Annotated in this window: 12 protein-coding genes and 1 other RNA gene; 5 read left to right on the top strand and 8 right to left on the bottom strand. The window is 62.2% G+C overall.

Annotated elements, in window-relative coordinates; translation table 11 throughout:
* Positions 1 to 13 precede the first annotated feature (13 nt).
* From GL4_RS07585 to mraZ, 6 genes are all read right to left on the bottom strand, one after another.
* The gene (locus GL4_RS07585; RefSeq protein WP_052464223.1) at positions 14 to 1,462 is read right to left on the bottom strand and encodes a UDP-N-acetylmuramoylalanyl-D-glutamyl-2,6-diaminopimelate--D-alanyl-D-alanine ligase; all 1,449 of its coding nucleotides are present in this window, start codon (positions 1,460 to 1,462) and stop codon (positions 14 to 16) included.
* Positions 1,455 to 2,906, bottom strand: a complete 1,452-nt coding sequence (locus GL4_RS07580) for a UDP-N-acetylmuramoyl-L-alanyl-D-glutamate--2,6-diaminopimelate ligase (protein WP_045366328.1) — start codon at positions 2,904 to 2,906, stop codon at positions 1,455 to 1,457. Before GL4_RS07580 ends, GL4_RS07585 begins: the two co-directional genes overlap by 8 nt.
* A 78-nt stretch (positions 2,907 to 2,984) precedes the next feature.
* Positions 2,985 to 4,685: a peptidoglycan D,D-transpeptidase FtsI family protein gene (locus GL4_RS07575; protein ID WP_045366326.1), complete on the bottom strand. Its 1,701-nt coding sequence runs from the start codon at positions 4,683 to 4,685 to the stop codon at positions 2,985 to 2,987.
* A gap of 12 nt (positions 4,686 to 4,697) precedes the next feature.
* Positions 4,698 to 5,051 carry a cell division protein FtsL gene (gene ftsL / locus GL4_RS07570; RefSeq protein ID WP_052464222.1) on the bottom strand — a complete coding sequence of 118 codons (354 nt, stop codon included), beginning with the start codon at positions 5,049 to 5,051 and terminating at the stop codon, positions 4,698 to 4,700.
* Positions 5,052 to 5,097: 46 nt separating this feature from the next.
* The gene (gene rsmH / locus GL4_RS07565) at positions 5,098 to 6,135 is read right to left on the bottom strand and encodes a 16S rRNA (cytosine(1402)-N(4))-methyltransferase RsmH (RefSeq protein ID WP_082025556.1); all 1,038 of its coding nucleotides are present in this window, start codon (positions 6,133 to 6,135) and stop codon (positions 5,098 to 5,100) included.
* Positions 6,132 to 6,614 (bottom strand): division/cell wall cluster transcriptional repressor MraZ, encoded by a 483-nt coding sequence (gene mraZ, locus GL4_RS07560; protein WP_045366323.1) that lies wholly within the window; start codon positions 6,612 to 6,614, stop codon positions 6,132 to 6,134. Before mraZ ends, rsmH begins: the two co-directional genes overlap by 4 nt.
* 457 nt (positions 6,615 to 7,071) lie before the next feature.
* On the opposite strand from mraZ, the gene GL4_RS07555 reads away from it, so the two are divergent.
* Together GL4_RS07555 and katG are read left to right on the top strand one after the other, a co-directional pair.
* Entirely contained in the window at positions 7,072 to 8,019 is a 948-nt protein-coding gene (locus tag GL4_RS07555; RefSeq protein ID WP_045366319.1) for an alpha/beta fold hydrolase, read from the top strand.
* Between the two features lie 205 nt (positions 8,020 to 8,224).
* A complete protein-coding gene (katG, locus tag GL4_RS07550; RefSeq protein WP_045366316.1) occupies positions 8,225 to 10,393 on the top strand; it encodes a catalase/peroxidase HPI in 2,169 nt (722 codons plus the stop codon).
* Between the two features lie 137 nt (positions 10,394 to 10,530).
* Here katG and GL4_RS17185 read toward each other — a convergent pair whose 3' ends face one another.
* Positions 10,531 to 10,701: a DUF1328 domain-containing protein gene (locus tag GL4_RS17185; RefSeq protein ID WP_045366313.1), complete on the bottom strand. Its 171-nt coding sequence runs from the start codon at positions 10,699 to 10,701 to the stop codon at positions 10,531 to 10,533.
* Between the two features lie 141 nt (positions 10,702 to 10,842).
* An RNA gene (rnpB, locus tag GL4_RS17030) (RNase P RNA component class A) lies at positions 10,843 to 11,230 on the bottom strand.
* A 236-nt stretch (positions 11,231 to 11,466) separates the two neighbouring features.
* On the opposite strand from rnpB, the gene GL4_RS07540 reads away from it, so the two are divergent.
* The 3 genes from GL4_RS07540 to GL4_RS07530 all read left to right on the top strand — a co-directional run bounded on the left by GL4_RS07540 (position 11,467) and on the right by GL4_RS07530 (position 13,908).
* A complete protein-coding gene (locus tag GL4_RS07540) occupies positions 11,467 to 12,186 on the top strand; it encodes a Crp/Fnr family transcriptional regulator (protein WP_045366310.1) in 720 nt (239 codons plus the stop codon).
* A 133-nt stretch (positions 12,187 to 12,319) separates the two neighbouring features.
* Positions 12,320 to 13,387, top strand: a complete 1,068-nt coding sequence (locus GL4_RS07535) for a hypothetical protein (protein WP_156137455.1) — start codon at positions 12,320 to 12,322, stop codon at positions 13,385 to 13,387.
* A gap of 260 nt (positions 13,388 to 13,647) precedes the next feature.
* Positions 13,648 to 13,908, top strand: a complete 261-nt coding sequence (locus GL4_RS07530) for a hypothetical protein (protein WP_156137453.1) — start codon at positions 13,648 to 13,650, stop codon at positions 13,906 to 13,908.
* Positions 13,909 to 13,921: the final 13 nt, after the last annotated feature.

Below are 13,921 nucleotides of genomic sequence, written 5' to 3'. Positions count from 1 at the left end.
CCAGCGGCCGGAATTAACGGTCTTCGAACTTACGCTTTAGCTCGTCGACAAGCGGCGCCATGCGGCTACCCAGCGAGCCCTTGACCATAACAATGTCGCCGGGCTGCACAGTCGACAGCAGCGCCGGCGCCAGTTCCTCCGACGTTTTTGCGTACGCGCCACGCCGCTCCTTTGGCACCGCTTCGAACAACGAGGCCATGTCCGCGCCGGACGCAAAGACAACATCTATACCCGCCGCGTCAACGGCTTCCGCGAGTTCGCGATGAAGTCTTGGGCTGTCCTTGCCGAGTTCGAGCATATCGCCAAGCACGACCACACGCCGCTTGTATTCGCTGCGGGGCGTCAGCCCCAGTGTCGCGAGAGCCGCGCGCATGGAGGCCGGGTTGGCGTTATAGGACTCATCAACGATGCAGACCGGGTCCCGTTCCGTCGCGATGACAAACCGTTGGCCGCGGCCCACAGGCGGTTGGAGCGCACCCAGCGCTTCTGCAGCCGCCTTGAGATCGGCGCCGGCGAGTTTCACCGCGCCGAGGACCGCAAGCATGTTCTGAACCACGTGGCGTCCCGGTGCGCCTACACGGTACGTGATCGTTTCGCCGAGGATATCCGACGTCACCGTCGAGCCGTTCGGGTCGAGGTCGCAGTGCATGAGACGGACCGTCGACCGCTCATCCTCGCCGAAGGATACGACCTCCGCACCCTCGCTGCGCGCGGCCGCGGTCAGGCGTTCGAAGTGCGGGTTATCGCGGTTGATAACGGCGGAGCCGCCCGGTACCAGCCCCTCGAAGATCTCCGCCTTGGCATCGGCGATCTCCTCCACCGACGCAAAGAAGCCGAGATGGACCGGCGCCACGGTCGTGACGATCGCGATATGCGGACGCACGAGACGTGTGAGCGCGGAAATCTCGCCCGCATGGTTCATACCCATCTCGAATACGCCGTAGTCGATGCCGCGCGGCATGTTGGCGAGGGTGAGCGGCACGCCCCAATGGTTGTTGAAGGACTTTGCCGAGGCGTGGACGCTGCCGCTTGGGCTGAGAGCGACCCGAAGCGCCTCCTTCGTTCCCGTCTTGCCCGCGCTGCCGGTCACCCCGATCACGACGGCATGGTCCGTGCGGTCGCGGCCCTCCCGGCCGAGATCGTTGAGCGCTTCGAACGTGTCCCGAACGCGGACCAGACGCGCTTCATCGTACTCGGAGGGCGCACCGGCGCCGCCCTGCTCGATTGAAGTGTCCGCCGGAAACGTCTCTTCCACGATGGCGCAGCCTGCCTCCGTCTCCAGGGCTTTCGCGACGAAGTCGTGACCATCGCGGTTCGGTCCGCGGATCGCGATAAACCCTTCGCCAGGTTCGATGGCGCGACTGTCGATGGAAAATCCGGTAATCGGCGCGGCGGGGTCCCCCTCGCATCGGCCGTCCGTGGCGCTGATGACCTCGCCCAAGGTCCAGAGTGGATCAGCCAAGTTGTGCCCCCTTGGTCAGCGCGGCGGCGACCGCGTCGTGATCGGAAAATGGAATGACGGTCGTTCCAACGGTCTGGCCGGTCTCGTGCCCCTTGCCCGCCACGAGCAAGACGTCGCCAGCGCGGATCATGCGGATCGCCTCGGAGATCGCCGTGGCGCGATCGCCAATCTCGCGGCCTCCCGGAACGGCAACCAGGATCTCATCGCGAATGGCGGCGGGATCTTCGCTGCGCGGATTGTCGTCTGTCACGATGACCACGTCCGACTTGGCTGCCGCAGCCGCGCCCATCTGGGGGCGCTTGCCGCGATCGCGGTCGCCGCCACAGCCGAAGACGACGAAGAGCCGATTGTCCGCATAGGGCCGCAAGCTGTCGAGCGCTTTGGAGAGCGCATCGGGCGTGTGGGCATAATCGATGAAGATCGGCGCGCCGTAGTGGGACGTTCCCGCAAGTTCCAATCGTCCCGTCGCACCCTGCAAATGTTCGAGGCGTGGCAGGACCTCGTCCGCGCTCGCGCCCGTCGCGATGACAAGGCCGGCGGCAACAAGCGCATTGCTCGCCTGAAACTCGCCGACAAGCGGCAGCAGCACCGTGTAGGTTTTCCCTGCATGTTCGATCTCTAGGCGTTGCGCGAAGCCTTCGATCTCCGCCGAGACGAGGCGCAACGTCTCTCCCGCCCGCCCCACGCCGAAAACAGTGAGGCCCCGCTCCTTGGCGGCATCGGCGACACGCGTGCTCTCCACGCTGTCCATATCGATGACCGCCGTCGCGCCAGGCTGTAGCAGCTCGGTGAACAGACGCAGCTTCTGCGCGAAGTAATCTTCGAAGCTTGCGTGATAGTCCAAATGGTCGCGCGAGATGTTGGTGAATGCCCCCGCCTTCAAGACGACGCCATCGAGACGCCGTTGCTGCAAGCCGTGACTGGAGGCCTCCAGCGCCAGATGGGTTACGCCTTCGGCAACGAGGCCGGCGAGAAGGCCGTGCAGTTCGATGGGATCGGGGGTGGTGTGCCGCAACACCTTGGTGCCTGACGGCGACACGACACCGACCGTGCCGAGGCTTGCCGCCGCATGGCCCGCATTGCTCCAAAGCTGGCGCGTGAAGGCCGCGACAGACGTCTTGCCGTTGGTGCCTGTGACGGCCACCGTCGTCTCGGGCTGAGCGCCGAAGAAGCGCGCGGCGATCAATGCAAGGGTTCGGCGGGGATCGGGAACAGCGATGACGGGCGCGCCCACATCCATCGGTTCGGATGCCAAGACGGCGACAGCGCCCCGCGCCACGGCGTCGGCCGCAAAGCGGGCCCCGTCCGTATTGACCCCAGACAAGGCTGCGAACAGGAAGCCCGGCTTCACCTGCCGGCTGTCGGCGGCAATGCCTGCAATCGGCAGCGCCGCAACCGCCGCGCTCAACTTCGCCTCCGGTCCTACCAATTCACCGAGGGTCATGTCCGAATGCCTATAACCGGCTCATATCAATTGAGAATCTCAATACCGTCATGAGCGGTATTGTGCCAAGACCGTCTTCTAATAGGTGGCCGACGTCTTGGCGTCAAACCGCGAGGCGGTCTCGTCGAGCCTGGGCTGCACCCCGAGGATCGGTGCGATCCGCGCCACAATCTTCCCGACGGTCGGGGCCGCGTTCACGCCGGCCGTGGAATTCCAGTTCGTGGCTTCCACACGCTGCGGCTCGTCCAAGGTCACGAGAACCACGTATTGCGGATCGTCGGTCGGGAAGACGGATAGGAAACTGTTCAGCAGCGAGTGGCGCGCATAGCGCCCGTTGACCACCTTCTCCGCCGTCCCGGTCTTGCCGCCCACGCGGTAGCCTTCCGCATTTGCCCGCTTGCCCGAACCGCGCAGCACATTCTCTCGCATCAGCTTCACCATCGCCGCGCTGGTTTCCGGCGAGACCACACGTTTCGAGACGGCCAAGGCCTCCTCGCGGGTACGCGGCAGGAACGTAGGCGGAATGGCAAGGCCGCCATTCATGAGCGGCACGGTCGCCGCCGCCAGCTGAAGCGGCGTCACAGAGAGCCCGTGCCCGAAGGCGATCGTCATCGTGTTCAGCTTCTTCCAATGCTTGGGCACGATCGGCGCGGCGCTGGGTCCAAGCTCCGTAACGACGGGATCGAGGAGACCGAGCTTCTTGAGAAAAGCTTGATGGGCCGGCACGCCCATATGCATTGCCATTTTCGCCGAAGCGATGTTCGAGGAGTAGATGAAGGCCTCGGTCACGGTGAGCGGGCGGCGCTTGCCATGGAAGTCGCTGATCGAGAAGCGGCCGAAATAGATGGGGCTCGTAGCGTCGTAGACGGAATTGACGTTCGCCAGACCGGAATCGAGGATGCCCGCGACTGTGATGGCCTTGAAGACCGAGCCCAATTCGTAGACGCCGAAGCCGACGCGGTTGATCCTGTTCTTGTCCAGCGCCTCCTCGCGGCGATGGGGATTGAAATCGGGCAGCGACGCGAGGGCGACGACCTCTCCGGTACGCACGTCCATGACGATGCCCGACGCGGCTTTGGCCTCATAGAGCGTCATCGCATTGGCGAGCTCTTCCCGCAGGACGTGCTGCGCGCCGACGTCGAGCGACACCGCCACGGTCTCGCCACCCGACTCGGTTTGCGGGTTCATCATCGTCAGCTGCGGGTTGTTGTCGATGAACTTCTCGATGCCCCCGAGACCTCGGTTGTCCACGTCGACCAGCCCCACGACATGACTGGCGGTCGGCCCGACCGGGTAGAAGCGGCGGTACTCCTGGATGAAGCCGAGGCCCGGCAGCCCGAGGTCGTGCACACGCTGCTGCTGGCTGGGCGCCAACTCACGGGCGATACGCACAAAACGCCCGCTTCCCGCGAGTTGCTTGCGGAGCTTGGCCCGGTTGATGTCCGGGAGCACGCTCGCTACGCCGTTCACGACTTCGTCGGCATCGAGGATGCGCTTGGGATCGGCGAAGAGCGTGGCGCCACGAATGTCGGTCGCGAGCAATTGCCCGTTGCGGTCGAGGATGTCGGGGCGATGGATGGTGGTCGAGATATCGTAGGCGCCGCCTCGTCCAGGCCCACTGCCGGCAAGCCCGAGAGATACAAGACGTCCGCCGATCAAGACGAACGCCAAGGCGAAGCCCAGGCAGGCCAGCCGGAACCGGGTACGGCAGCGCGCGTGATAGACGCGCGCCGCGCGCGCTTCGGCTGGGGTTGGAGTCTGGTTTTCGGGCTGTGCCATTCGGATCCGTGCCTAGTTTGCCGCCTTGTAGTTTGCGGCTTTGGCATCACCCGTCTTGGCAGACTGCGCCAACTTGCGGACCCGCGCGAAGTCGTTCTCGGTGACTTCGTCCAGAATGACGATCTGCTGCGGATTGGCAGGATTGAGTTCGAGATATTTCTTGGCGAGACGCTCGATGCGTTCAGGGCTGTTGAGCAGGCTCCATTCGGCCCGCGCCACAGCAAGAGAGTCGCGCTCGTCCTCGATCTGCCGCTCGAGCAGAACGATCTTCTCGTCGAGACTCCGGGCCTCGTATTTGACTTGGTAGATCACGGTCGCCAAGGCGGCGAGGCCAAGGACCAGGCAGATATTCACAAAACGCAACATCACAACACCGCGTCCAAACAGCGACGCGTCCCCTCAACGCAAAATTTCAAGCGCCCCCCGTTCGGCGCAGTTCGGGCACCCCAAGCCCAGCAAAGTCCGGTTTTTTGGCCGGCGCCTCGGTCCGGCGCCCTGCCCTAAGCCGAGCCGACCGGGCCCGGGGGTTGCTTCGGACCTCTTGCTCACTCGGTTCTACGGGCCGACGGTTAAGAAGCTGGAAGCTTGGCAAAAATTCTTTGCCTTCGCTGTCGGGTAGATGCCGGGACCCTTTTTGGGGCGGGGCGCTGCGGCTGGCGAAGAAACGCTTCGCGATCCGGTCTTCCAGTGAATGAAACGTCACCACCACCAAGCGTCCGCCGGGTCTCAACAGTCGTTCGGCGGCGCTGAGCCCCGCGGCGAGTTCTTCCAATTCAGCGTTCACATAGAGCCGAAGCGCCTGAAACGTGCGCGTGGCCGGGTGCTTCGTGTGGTCCTTGCCGCGGCCGAGGACACCAGCCACAATGTCGGCCAGCGTGCCGGTCCGGGTGATCGGCGCTTCGGCGCGAGCCTTCACGATGGCCTTGGCGATGGCGCGCGAGCGGCGTTCTTCTCCGAAAACATAAATTATTTCAGCAATCTGGGCTTCTTCGAAGGTATTGACCACATCGGCCGCCGAGATCCCGTCCGCTCCCATGCGCATGTCGAGCGGACCGTCTTTGGCGAAGGAGAAGCCGCGTTCAGCCTGGTCGAGCTGCATGGAAGAAACTCCGATATCGAGCACAATGCCGTCTGCAGTCTCGATGCCGTTTTCGGCCGTAAGGCTCTCCATGTCGCTATACCGGCCGAGCACGGCCTCGAAGCGATCCGGGAAATCCGACGCAAGCGCGGGCGCGTTCGATAGCGCCTCTGCATCTCGGTCGATCGCGAATAGACGGCAGTCGGCCGCATCGAGAATGGCTCTCGAATAGCCGCCCGCTCCAAACGTGCCGTCGATGATGATGTCGCCGTCTTCAGGCGCGAGCGCCGTCAGAACCTCGGAAAGCAACACGGGAATGTGACGGACCAGTCCGCCAGCGACAGACGATGGCCTGCCGCGGTCCGTCATCATTCCCGTGTTCCCTCTGCACCGCCGCTTCCGCGGCGCCCCGCGCCGAGTAACTTGCGGAGGTCGCGGACTTTGTCCCGTGCCTCCGCCAAATGCGTTTCAAAACGCTTCGGCTCCCAGAGCTGAAATTTTTCCCCCAGCCCCACAAAGGTGATGTGGCTGGTGATGCCGGCGTGTTCACGCAAGCGCTCGGGAAGAATCGTACGACCGTCTTGATCGATGGAGAGAATTTCGGATGTGCCGAAGAGTGCCGTGGCGAGTTGATCGCGCTCATCGGAGTACGGCGCGATGTCTTCGACCAGAGAATTGATTTTATCCACGAGGCGTTGGCCGCCGGCGTCGAGCGCGGGCGCATCAAGCGATGGATAGCAGTAGATGCCGTCGAGGCCATCCTTAGCGAGAACCGTACGGAAGGATGCGGGAACCGAGACCCGGCCCTTGGCGTCGATCCTATTCGTGAATGACGAGACAAACTGATCCATCTCCCCCCTCACGCGCTACGAAGCCGACTGAATGAACACGGAACTAAAAACGGCGCTTCGGCGCTGGCCTTCCGCGAATTCGGTAACGGGTGGAGGAAGCGGCGCGGATCCCCCCGTGGCCTCAAAGGAAGCGCTGCCTGCTTCCTCCACCCCACTCACCGAACGGGCATTTATGGGATAGCATGGGATACCATGGGCGTCAATGGAAATGGTCGGGATTTGCGGTCATTTCCTGGGAACTGCGTGCACATCAGGCCTGCGCGTAAGGAGGTATGGGCCGCCGCCAATTGTCGGCGAGCCGCGAACCGCGCTAGATTTGCATCGGAGGCGCGGCTGACGTGGGATCGCTGGCGCCCTGCGAGGCTAATCCTCATGGCCACATAGCCGGCGCAATTGCGACGCCTACTGATCGCCTGAGACAAGCCGTTGACGGGATAGGAATGCGCGATTGGCGGTTATGAAGGGAAGAACTCTCCACCGCATTCTAGGCCTGACGGCCGTTACGATTTTCGCGCTGGCCGCGAGCGTACCCGCCGTGCGCGCGGCCGCCGTTTCGATGATGGCCGACGGGCCCGCCTTCATGCGGCTCGGGCCGCCGGAGGCGCCGGTCAAACTCTTCTACGAGACCAAAGGCAAAGGCTCGCCCATTCTCCTGATTCACGGCTTCGGGTCGAGCACGTTCACCTGGCGCCGTATCGCCCCGGCGCTGGCGGAGAAACACAAGGTGATTGCCGTCGACCTGAAAGGCTTCGGACAATCCGACAAGCCGCTCGACGAGCACTACTCGATCTTCGACCAAGCCGAACTCATCAAGCAGCTCATTTTGGAGAACGATCTCGAGAACCTGACCCTCGTCGGTCATTCGTATGGTGGCGGCATTTCGTTGATGCTCGCGCTCGACAAGGATCCGCGGCTTGATGGACGGATCGAAAAGCTCGTGCTGCTGGACACGATCGCCTACCCGCAGAACATCCCCGTCGCCTTCAAAATGATGGATATGCCGCTCATGTCCCATCTCGGCGTCCGCATGGTGCCGCCCGAGGTGCAGGCTCGCGTCGCGCTCAAGCTCGCCTATTTCGACGACAGCAAGATCGGCGAGGAAGACGTGGAGATGTACGCGGCCCCCTTGCGCACGACGGCGGGCAAGCACGCCGTGATCCACAGCGCCCGCCAGATCGTGCCTCAGGGCCTCGACGAGATATCGAAGCGCTATCCGACGATCAAGCAGCCGACGCTCATCGCTTGGTGCGACAACGACAAGATTGTCCCGCTCGACATCGGCCTCGAGCTCCGGCGCAACATGCCGACCTCGCGTCTCGAAATCATCGAGCAGTGCGGGCACATGCCTCAGGAGGAGCAGCCCGAGGCGACGCTCCGGCTCATCCAGGATTTCCTGGGAGGCTGAATCAAACCTGTCTTGTGGCACCGTTAGGCTCGATTTGCGCTGAGTCTTCGAGCATTGGCTGACACGCGTCAGCATTAGTTTTTCTTATGATCGCAATAAGCAAATACGATTTGCCCTTATGGCTCTTAGCGCGCACTGTGCGCTCGACCGGCGCATGCCCTAGAGGCACCCCAAGACCAAGCAAATAAAAGTAGGAGATGAGGAAATGGACGCCAAAGTCGAGAAATCAGGCTGCCCCGTAATGCACGGCGCGATTACCGAAAGCGGCACCTCGGTCATGGACTGGTGGCCGAACGCCCTCAACCTGGACATCCTGAGCCAGCACGACACGAAGACCAACCCGATGGGCAAGGACTTCGATTATCGCGAGGAGGTGAAGACCCTCGACTTCGATGCGCTCAAGAGGGACATGCATGCGCTGATGACCGACAGCCAGGAATGGTGGCCAGCCGACTGGGGCCATTATGGCGGTCTGATGATCCGCATGGCCTGGCATGCTGCCGGTTCTTACCGACTGTTCGACGGCCGCGGCGGCGGCGGTACCGGCAACCAGCGCTTTGCGCCGCTCAACTCCTGGCCGGACAACGGCAACCTCGACAAGGCACGGCGCCTCTTGTGGCCGATCAAGAAGAAGTACGGCAACAAGGTTTCGTGGGCAGACCTGATCATCCTGGCCGGCAACATCGCTTACGAATCCATGGGCCTGAAGACGTTTGGCTTCGGCTTCGGCCGCGAGGACATCTGGGCCCCGGAGAAGGACGTGTATTGGGGTTCGGAAAAGGAATGGCTCGCCGAAAGCGTTCTGAGGTACGCGAACGAAGAAGACCCGGAGACGCTGGAAGAGCCGCTGGGCGCTGTCCACATGGGGCTCATCTACGTCAATCCGCAGGGCCGCGACAACAAGCCGGATCCGATGAAATCGGCACGCGACGTGCGTGTCACCTTCGCCCGCATGGCTATGAACGACGAAGAGACCGCCGCTTTGACCGCCGGCGGTCACACGGTCGGCAAGGCACACGGCAATGGTCTTGAGTCCAATCTCGGACCCGCGCCTGAAGCGGCGCCCATCGACGAGCAGGGCTTTGGCTGGATCAACCATGAGACCCGCGGTGTCGGCCGGGACGCCGTGACCAGCGGTCTTGAGGGCGCCTGGACGTCCGAGCCGACCAAGTTCGACATGGGCTATTTCGACATGCTGCTCGACCACGATTGGGAGCTGAAGAAAAGCCCGGCAGGCGCTTGGCAATGGCAGCCGGTCGCCATCGACGAGAAGGACATGCCGGTCGACGTGGAGGATCCGTCGATCCGCACCATGCCGATCATGACCGACGCCGACATGGCCATGAAGATGGACCCGACCTATCGCGAGATCATGGAGAGGTTCCGCGCCGATCCCGAGTATTTCAAGGACACATTCGCTCGCGCATGGTTCAAGTTGACCCATCGCGACATGGGCCCGAAGGCGCGCTACATCGGGCCTGACGTCCCTGAGGAAGATCTGATCTGGCAGGATCCGATTCCGGCTGGACCGACCGGCTACGATGTCGAGGCGGTCAAATCGAAGATCGCCGCCTCCGGCCTATCGATCTCCGAGATGGTCTCCACCGCCTGGGACAGCGCGCGCACCTATCGCGGCTCCGACATGCGCGGCGGCGCCAATGGCGCCCGTATCCGGCTAGCGCCGCAGAAGGACTGGGAAGGCAACGAGCCGGAGCGTCTGTCCAAGGTGCTCGGCGTTCTCGAGCCGATCGCCCAGGAAGCCGGCGCCAGCATCGCCGACGTTATCGTTCTGGCCGGCAATGTCGGTGTCGAGCAGGCGGCCAAGGCGGCGGGTTTTGACATCAAGGTGCCCTTCTCGCCCGGCCGTGGCGATGCGACCGACGAGATGACGGAAGTGTCTTCCTTCGAGGCTCTTCAGCCCTTCGCCGACGGGTATCGCAACTGGGCCAATACCAGCTACGACGTCAGCCCCGAAGAGATCATGCTCGACCGCACGCAGCTGATGGGGCTGACCGGCCCCGAGATGACCGTGCTCATCGGCGGCATGCGCGCCATGGGCACCAATCACAGCGGCACCAAGCACGGTGTTTTCACCGACCGTGAGGGTGCGTTGACGACGGACTTCTTCGTCAACCTCACCGACATGGCCTACAAGTGGGTGCCTACGGAAGATGGCATCTACGAAATCCGCGACCGCAAAACCGGCGACGTCAAGTGGACGGCCACGAGCGTCGATCTCGTGTTCGGGTCCAACTCGATCCTGCGCGCTTACGCCGAGGTCTATGCCCAGGACGACAACAAGGAGAAGTTCGTGAAGGACTTCGTGGCGGCTTGGACCAAGGTCATGAACGCGGATCGGTTCGACTTGGCTTAAGGAACAGGGCGGCGCGCGTCGCCACTGAGCCAAAGCTGAAGCGCCCCTCCCCCCATCGCGGCGCTTCCACATCGGACGGCCGGCGTGATTCCCGCGCCGGCCGTTCTTTATTGTCTGTTGGCTTGTGTCTCGGCGCGTCAGCGCGCAGCGCCTCGAACCACATGCAGGATCAGCGATCCGACAAGGAGCACGAGGAAAATAAAGAACAAAATCTTGGCGATACCAGCCGACGCACCCGCAATGCCGCCGAAGCCAAGTAGTCCTGCGATCAAAGCGATCACAAGAAACGTCAAGGCCCAACCAAGCATGTCGATCTCCTTTCGTTAAGTTTCGAGTCTACTCGAATAAACACGGAGACGCGACCGTTGTTCCCGTAGATGCGCGCTCAGCACGCGAAGGAGGCCCGAAATTTGGAGGCCGGCGCGAGGTTTCCCTCACGCCGGCCCTAACATGTCACCAAGCCTGTAAGCCGGGTTCTGTGCCTCGCTAGGCGAGGTGATGGCCATTCATCTGGGACGCCCCTTGCGGGACGCCTCGTGCAACCAACCCGGGCCGCCCGTCTGGAAACAGACTTGGGCGAAAACTCGCCCCTGCGGCCCCTATTCGGTCTTGCTCCCGGTGGGGTTTGCCTTGCCGCCCTTGTTACCAAAGACGCGGTGCGCTCTTACCGCACCCTTTCACCCTTACCCTTGTCCGGCCTCGCAGCCGATGAAGGGCGGTTTGCTTTCTGTGGCACTTTCCCTGGGGTCGCCCCCGCCGGACGTTATCCGGCACCGTGCTTCCATGGAGCCCGGACTTTCCTCTCCTCGGGTGAGGAGCGGCCATCCGGCCTGCTGACTGTCCGACATAAGGGGAAAGCGGGGCCTAGCGTCAAGGGCACCCGGCCGTTGCGGTTAGCGCCCGAGGGCCACTGGTAATTCCGATGCAAACATCCCCGCACTCGTCACGGCTTTTTGATCCCCGGGTTACCAATGTTCCCATATGCTCGCGTCAAGCTGCCACATAATGGCAAAAGCCGCACGATTCCGCGCCTTGCGGGGCCGTAGCACAGCTGGGCGAGTCGATTTCGAGCAATGACCAATCAGGTTCTCATCGCACGCTGGCTCACAGTTTTCCCAGAACTGGCGGAGCTCGAGCCGGAAACGAAGGACACGCTGTTTGACGTCACGCAGTTCCAACGTCTGCGGCGCGGCGACGTCGCGTATTATCAAGGTCAGCTCTGCCGGAACTATCTGATGTGCATCGAAGGCCAGACGCGCGTCTTCAAGACGTCGGAGTCCGGCCGCGAGATCATGCTCTACCAGGTCGGAGCCGGAGAGACCTGCGTCCTGACGACATCCTGCTTGATGGCCGGGAATCCCTTTCCAGCCGAAAGCAATGTCCAGGCCGATGTCTTGCTCGCGGCAGTACCTGCCGACGTTTTTCACCGGCTCATGTCGTCGTCACAGAAGTTCCGGAACTACGTGCTGTCGAATTATGGAGACCTGCTGTCGAGCCTCATCACGCTGGTGGACGAAGTCGCCTTCGCAAGCCTCGATCTGCGCCTGGCTCGGCGCCTGCTGGCGGAGGCGGGCGACGCAGGCGTTGTGTCGAAGACCCACCAACAGCTGGCTCTGGATCTCGGTAGCGTGCGCGAAGTCATCAGCCGGTACATCTCCGAATGGGAGCGCGTGGGTTGGGTTCGCTCCTCGCGCGGATCGATCGAGGTCCTGAACCGGAGCGCCCTCGCCTCCTACGGCGCGGGCGACAATGCCCTTCACAGCCCAACACTGCGATCAGGCTCGCAAGCGTGACGCGCGCGCAACGTAACTCAGGTCACAGACGAGGGCCGTGACCTGGACCTAGGGAAGAGGGGACCAAAGCTCCTCGATAAGGAACAAGCACCAACGCGTGACAACGAAACGAAACGCCCAAGGACTCATGACAATGACAGACACGACACCAACACGGTTTATCACCCGGCTGACATTGCGAGCGCTCCTGGCGGGCATGCTTGCAACGGGCCTCCCGGCGGTCGCGGTCGCCATGGATGGTCATGGAGACTCCGACGCAGAATTCGATGAGAGCTGCGCCATGGGCCTGGCCGACGGGCAGATGGTGCAGACGGATTGCTCGGTCACTTGGACCGATGACGACGGCAAGGTCTATTGCTTCTCGTCCGAGAGTTCGAAGTCAGCCTTCCTGAAAGACCCGAAAGGCAACATCGCCAAGGCCAAGATGTTTCTCGAAGAGCAGCAGGCCAAGGCGGCCTCCGGCCAGAAGGTCTTCACTGACAAGGACGTCAACGCCCGAGTTGCGGAAGTCATCAAGGAGCGCTCCGATGGTGATGCGTTCGTGTTCCACGACCCCAAGCTCGATACCGACCTCAAGCTGAAGTTCGAAGAGATCAAGATCGTGCGCGGCATGGAAGGATATGGCTGGTTCGCGAACGTCATCTTCAGCGACGTCGAAGAGCCGAAGAAGCAATACGCCATTGATTTCTGGTTCAAGCCGGAAGGACAGCAACTCACGCTGCAGGACATCCGCGTGCAGAAGGGTCCCAAACGCGACGGCGACGGTTACTTCATGATCACGCGCCTGCCGGTCGCTTGGTGGTGGCTCCCGGTGCAGGAACATCCGGGCAGCATCGAAGGCGCACGGGCCTGGCAGGTAATGGCCGCGATCCATGACTACATCCTCGAGAACAAGGACGAGGACGGCAACATCACCGTCAAGGACGACAAGACCGGTGAGGATGTGACGCTGCAGTTCGTCGAGATGCACCGCCCGGTGCGTCATCTCAAGGGTGAAGGCAAGTACTTCGCCTGCACCGACTTCCGCAAACCCGGCAGCAAGGACGAGTATTACGATCTCGATTTTTGGGTCGACGAAAAGAGCGGCGAGCTCAAAGTCGGCAACGTCAAAATCCATAAGGTGCCGGTCCAAGAGGACGGCATCTGGACCCAGGTCGACCGCTACACGTTCGAAGGCATGGACTTCGAGGAAACTCTGTAGCAACCCCGCGCCGTCTCCTGACGGGCCGCGAGCAACGGTTTGCCGCCCCTTATGCCAAAGGGGCGGCTTTCTTTTGCCAATGTTCCATCTGGAAATCGCGAATTTGTGATGGCCTCTGCGTGATCCCAGTCACATTCCCAGCGCGTTACCCCTCTGTAACATCGTCAAACGCTTAAGGCAGGATTTGGCCGACAACGACTTGGCCAACACGGCCTGCTCGAATGCGGTGACATGAACCAGATAAAGTAATGGAGGAAACCATGACGAAATTTCTGACCCCCGCCATTTTTGCAGGCGCGCTTTTATTCGCCGGCTCGGCGATCGCCGCAACGGGTGAATACGACAACATGTGCGCCATGGGCCTTGCCCTCGATAAGAAGGTCGAGACCGATTGCTCGGTCAATGCGGAGATCGACGGCAAAACCTATTGCTTCGGCAACGAGACGGCCAAGACGCTCTTCATGAAGGACCCCGAGGAGAACCTCAAAAAGGCGCAGAGCTTCTACGACGACAATCAGTAAAAAGAGCCCTACT

The organism is Methyloceanibacter caenitepidi (assembly GCF_000828475.1).
Lineage (GTDB): Bacteria > Pseudomonadota > Alphaproteobacteria > Rhizobiales > Methyloligellaceae > Methyloceanibacter > Methyloceanibacter caenitepidi.
This window is presented reverse-complemented; position numbering and strand designations above follow the sequence as displayed.

Bases quoted from the DNA above. Each gene is read 5' to 3' on its own strand.
- GL4_RS07535 (WP_156137455.1), top strand. From the start codon at position 12,320: ATGACAGACACGACACCAACACGGTTTATCACCCGGCTGACATTGCGA.
- GL4_RS07575 (WP_045366326.1), bottom strand. From the start codon at position 4,685: ATGGCACAGCCCGAAAACCAGACTCCAACCCCAGCCGAAGCGCGCGCG.
- rsmH (WP_082025556.1), bottom strand. From the start codon at position 6,135: ATGATGACGGACCGCGGCAGGCCATCGTCTGTCGCTGGCGGACTGGTC.
- GL4_RS07530 (WP_156137453.1), top strand. From the start codon at position 13,648: ATGACGAAATTTCTGACCCCCGCCATTTTTGCAGGCGCGCTTTTATTC.
- mraZ (WP_045366323.1), bottom strand. From the start codon at position 6,614: ATGGATCAGTTTGTCTCGTCATTCACGAATAGGATCGACGCCAAGGGC.
- GL4_RS07555 (WP_045366319.1), top strand. From the start codon at position 7,072: ATGAAGGGAAGAACTCTCCACCGCATTCTAGGCCTGACGGCCGTTACG.
- GL4_RS17185 (WP_045366313.1), bottom strand. From the start codon at position 10,701: ATGCTTGGTTGGGCCTTGACGTTTCTTGTGATCGCTTTGATCGCAGGA.
- katG (WP_045366316.1), top strand. From the start codon at position 8,225: ATGGACGCCAAAGTCGAGAAATCAGGCTGCCCCGTAATGCACGGCGCG.
- GL4_RS07580 (WP_045366328.1), bottom strand. From the start codon at position 2,906: ATGACCCTCGGTGAATTGGTAGGACCGGAGGCGAAGTTGAGCGCGGCG.
- ftsL (WP_052464222.1), bottom strand. From the start codon at position 5,051: ATGTTGCGTTTTGTGAATATCTGCCTGGTCCTTGGCCTCGCCGCCTTG.
- GL4_RS07540 (WP_045366310.1), top strand. From the start codon at position 11,467: ATGACCAATCAGGTTCTCATCGCACGCTGGCTCACAGTTTTCCCAGAA.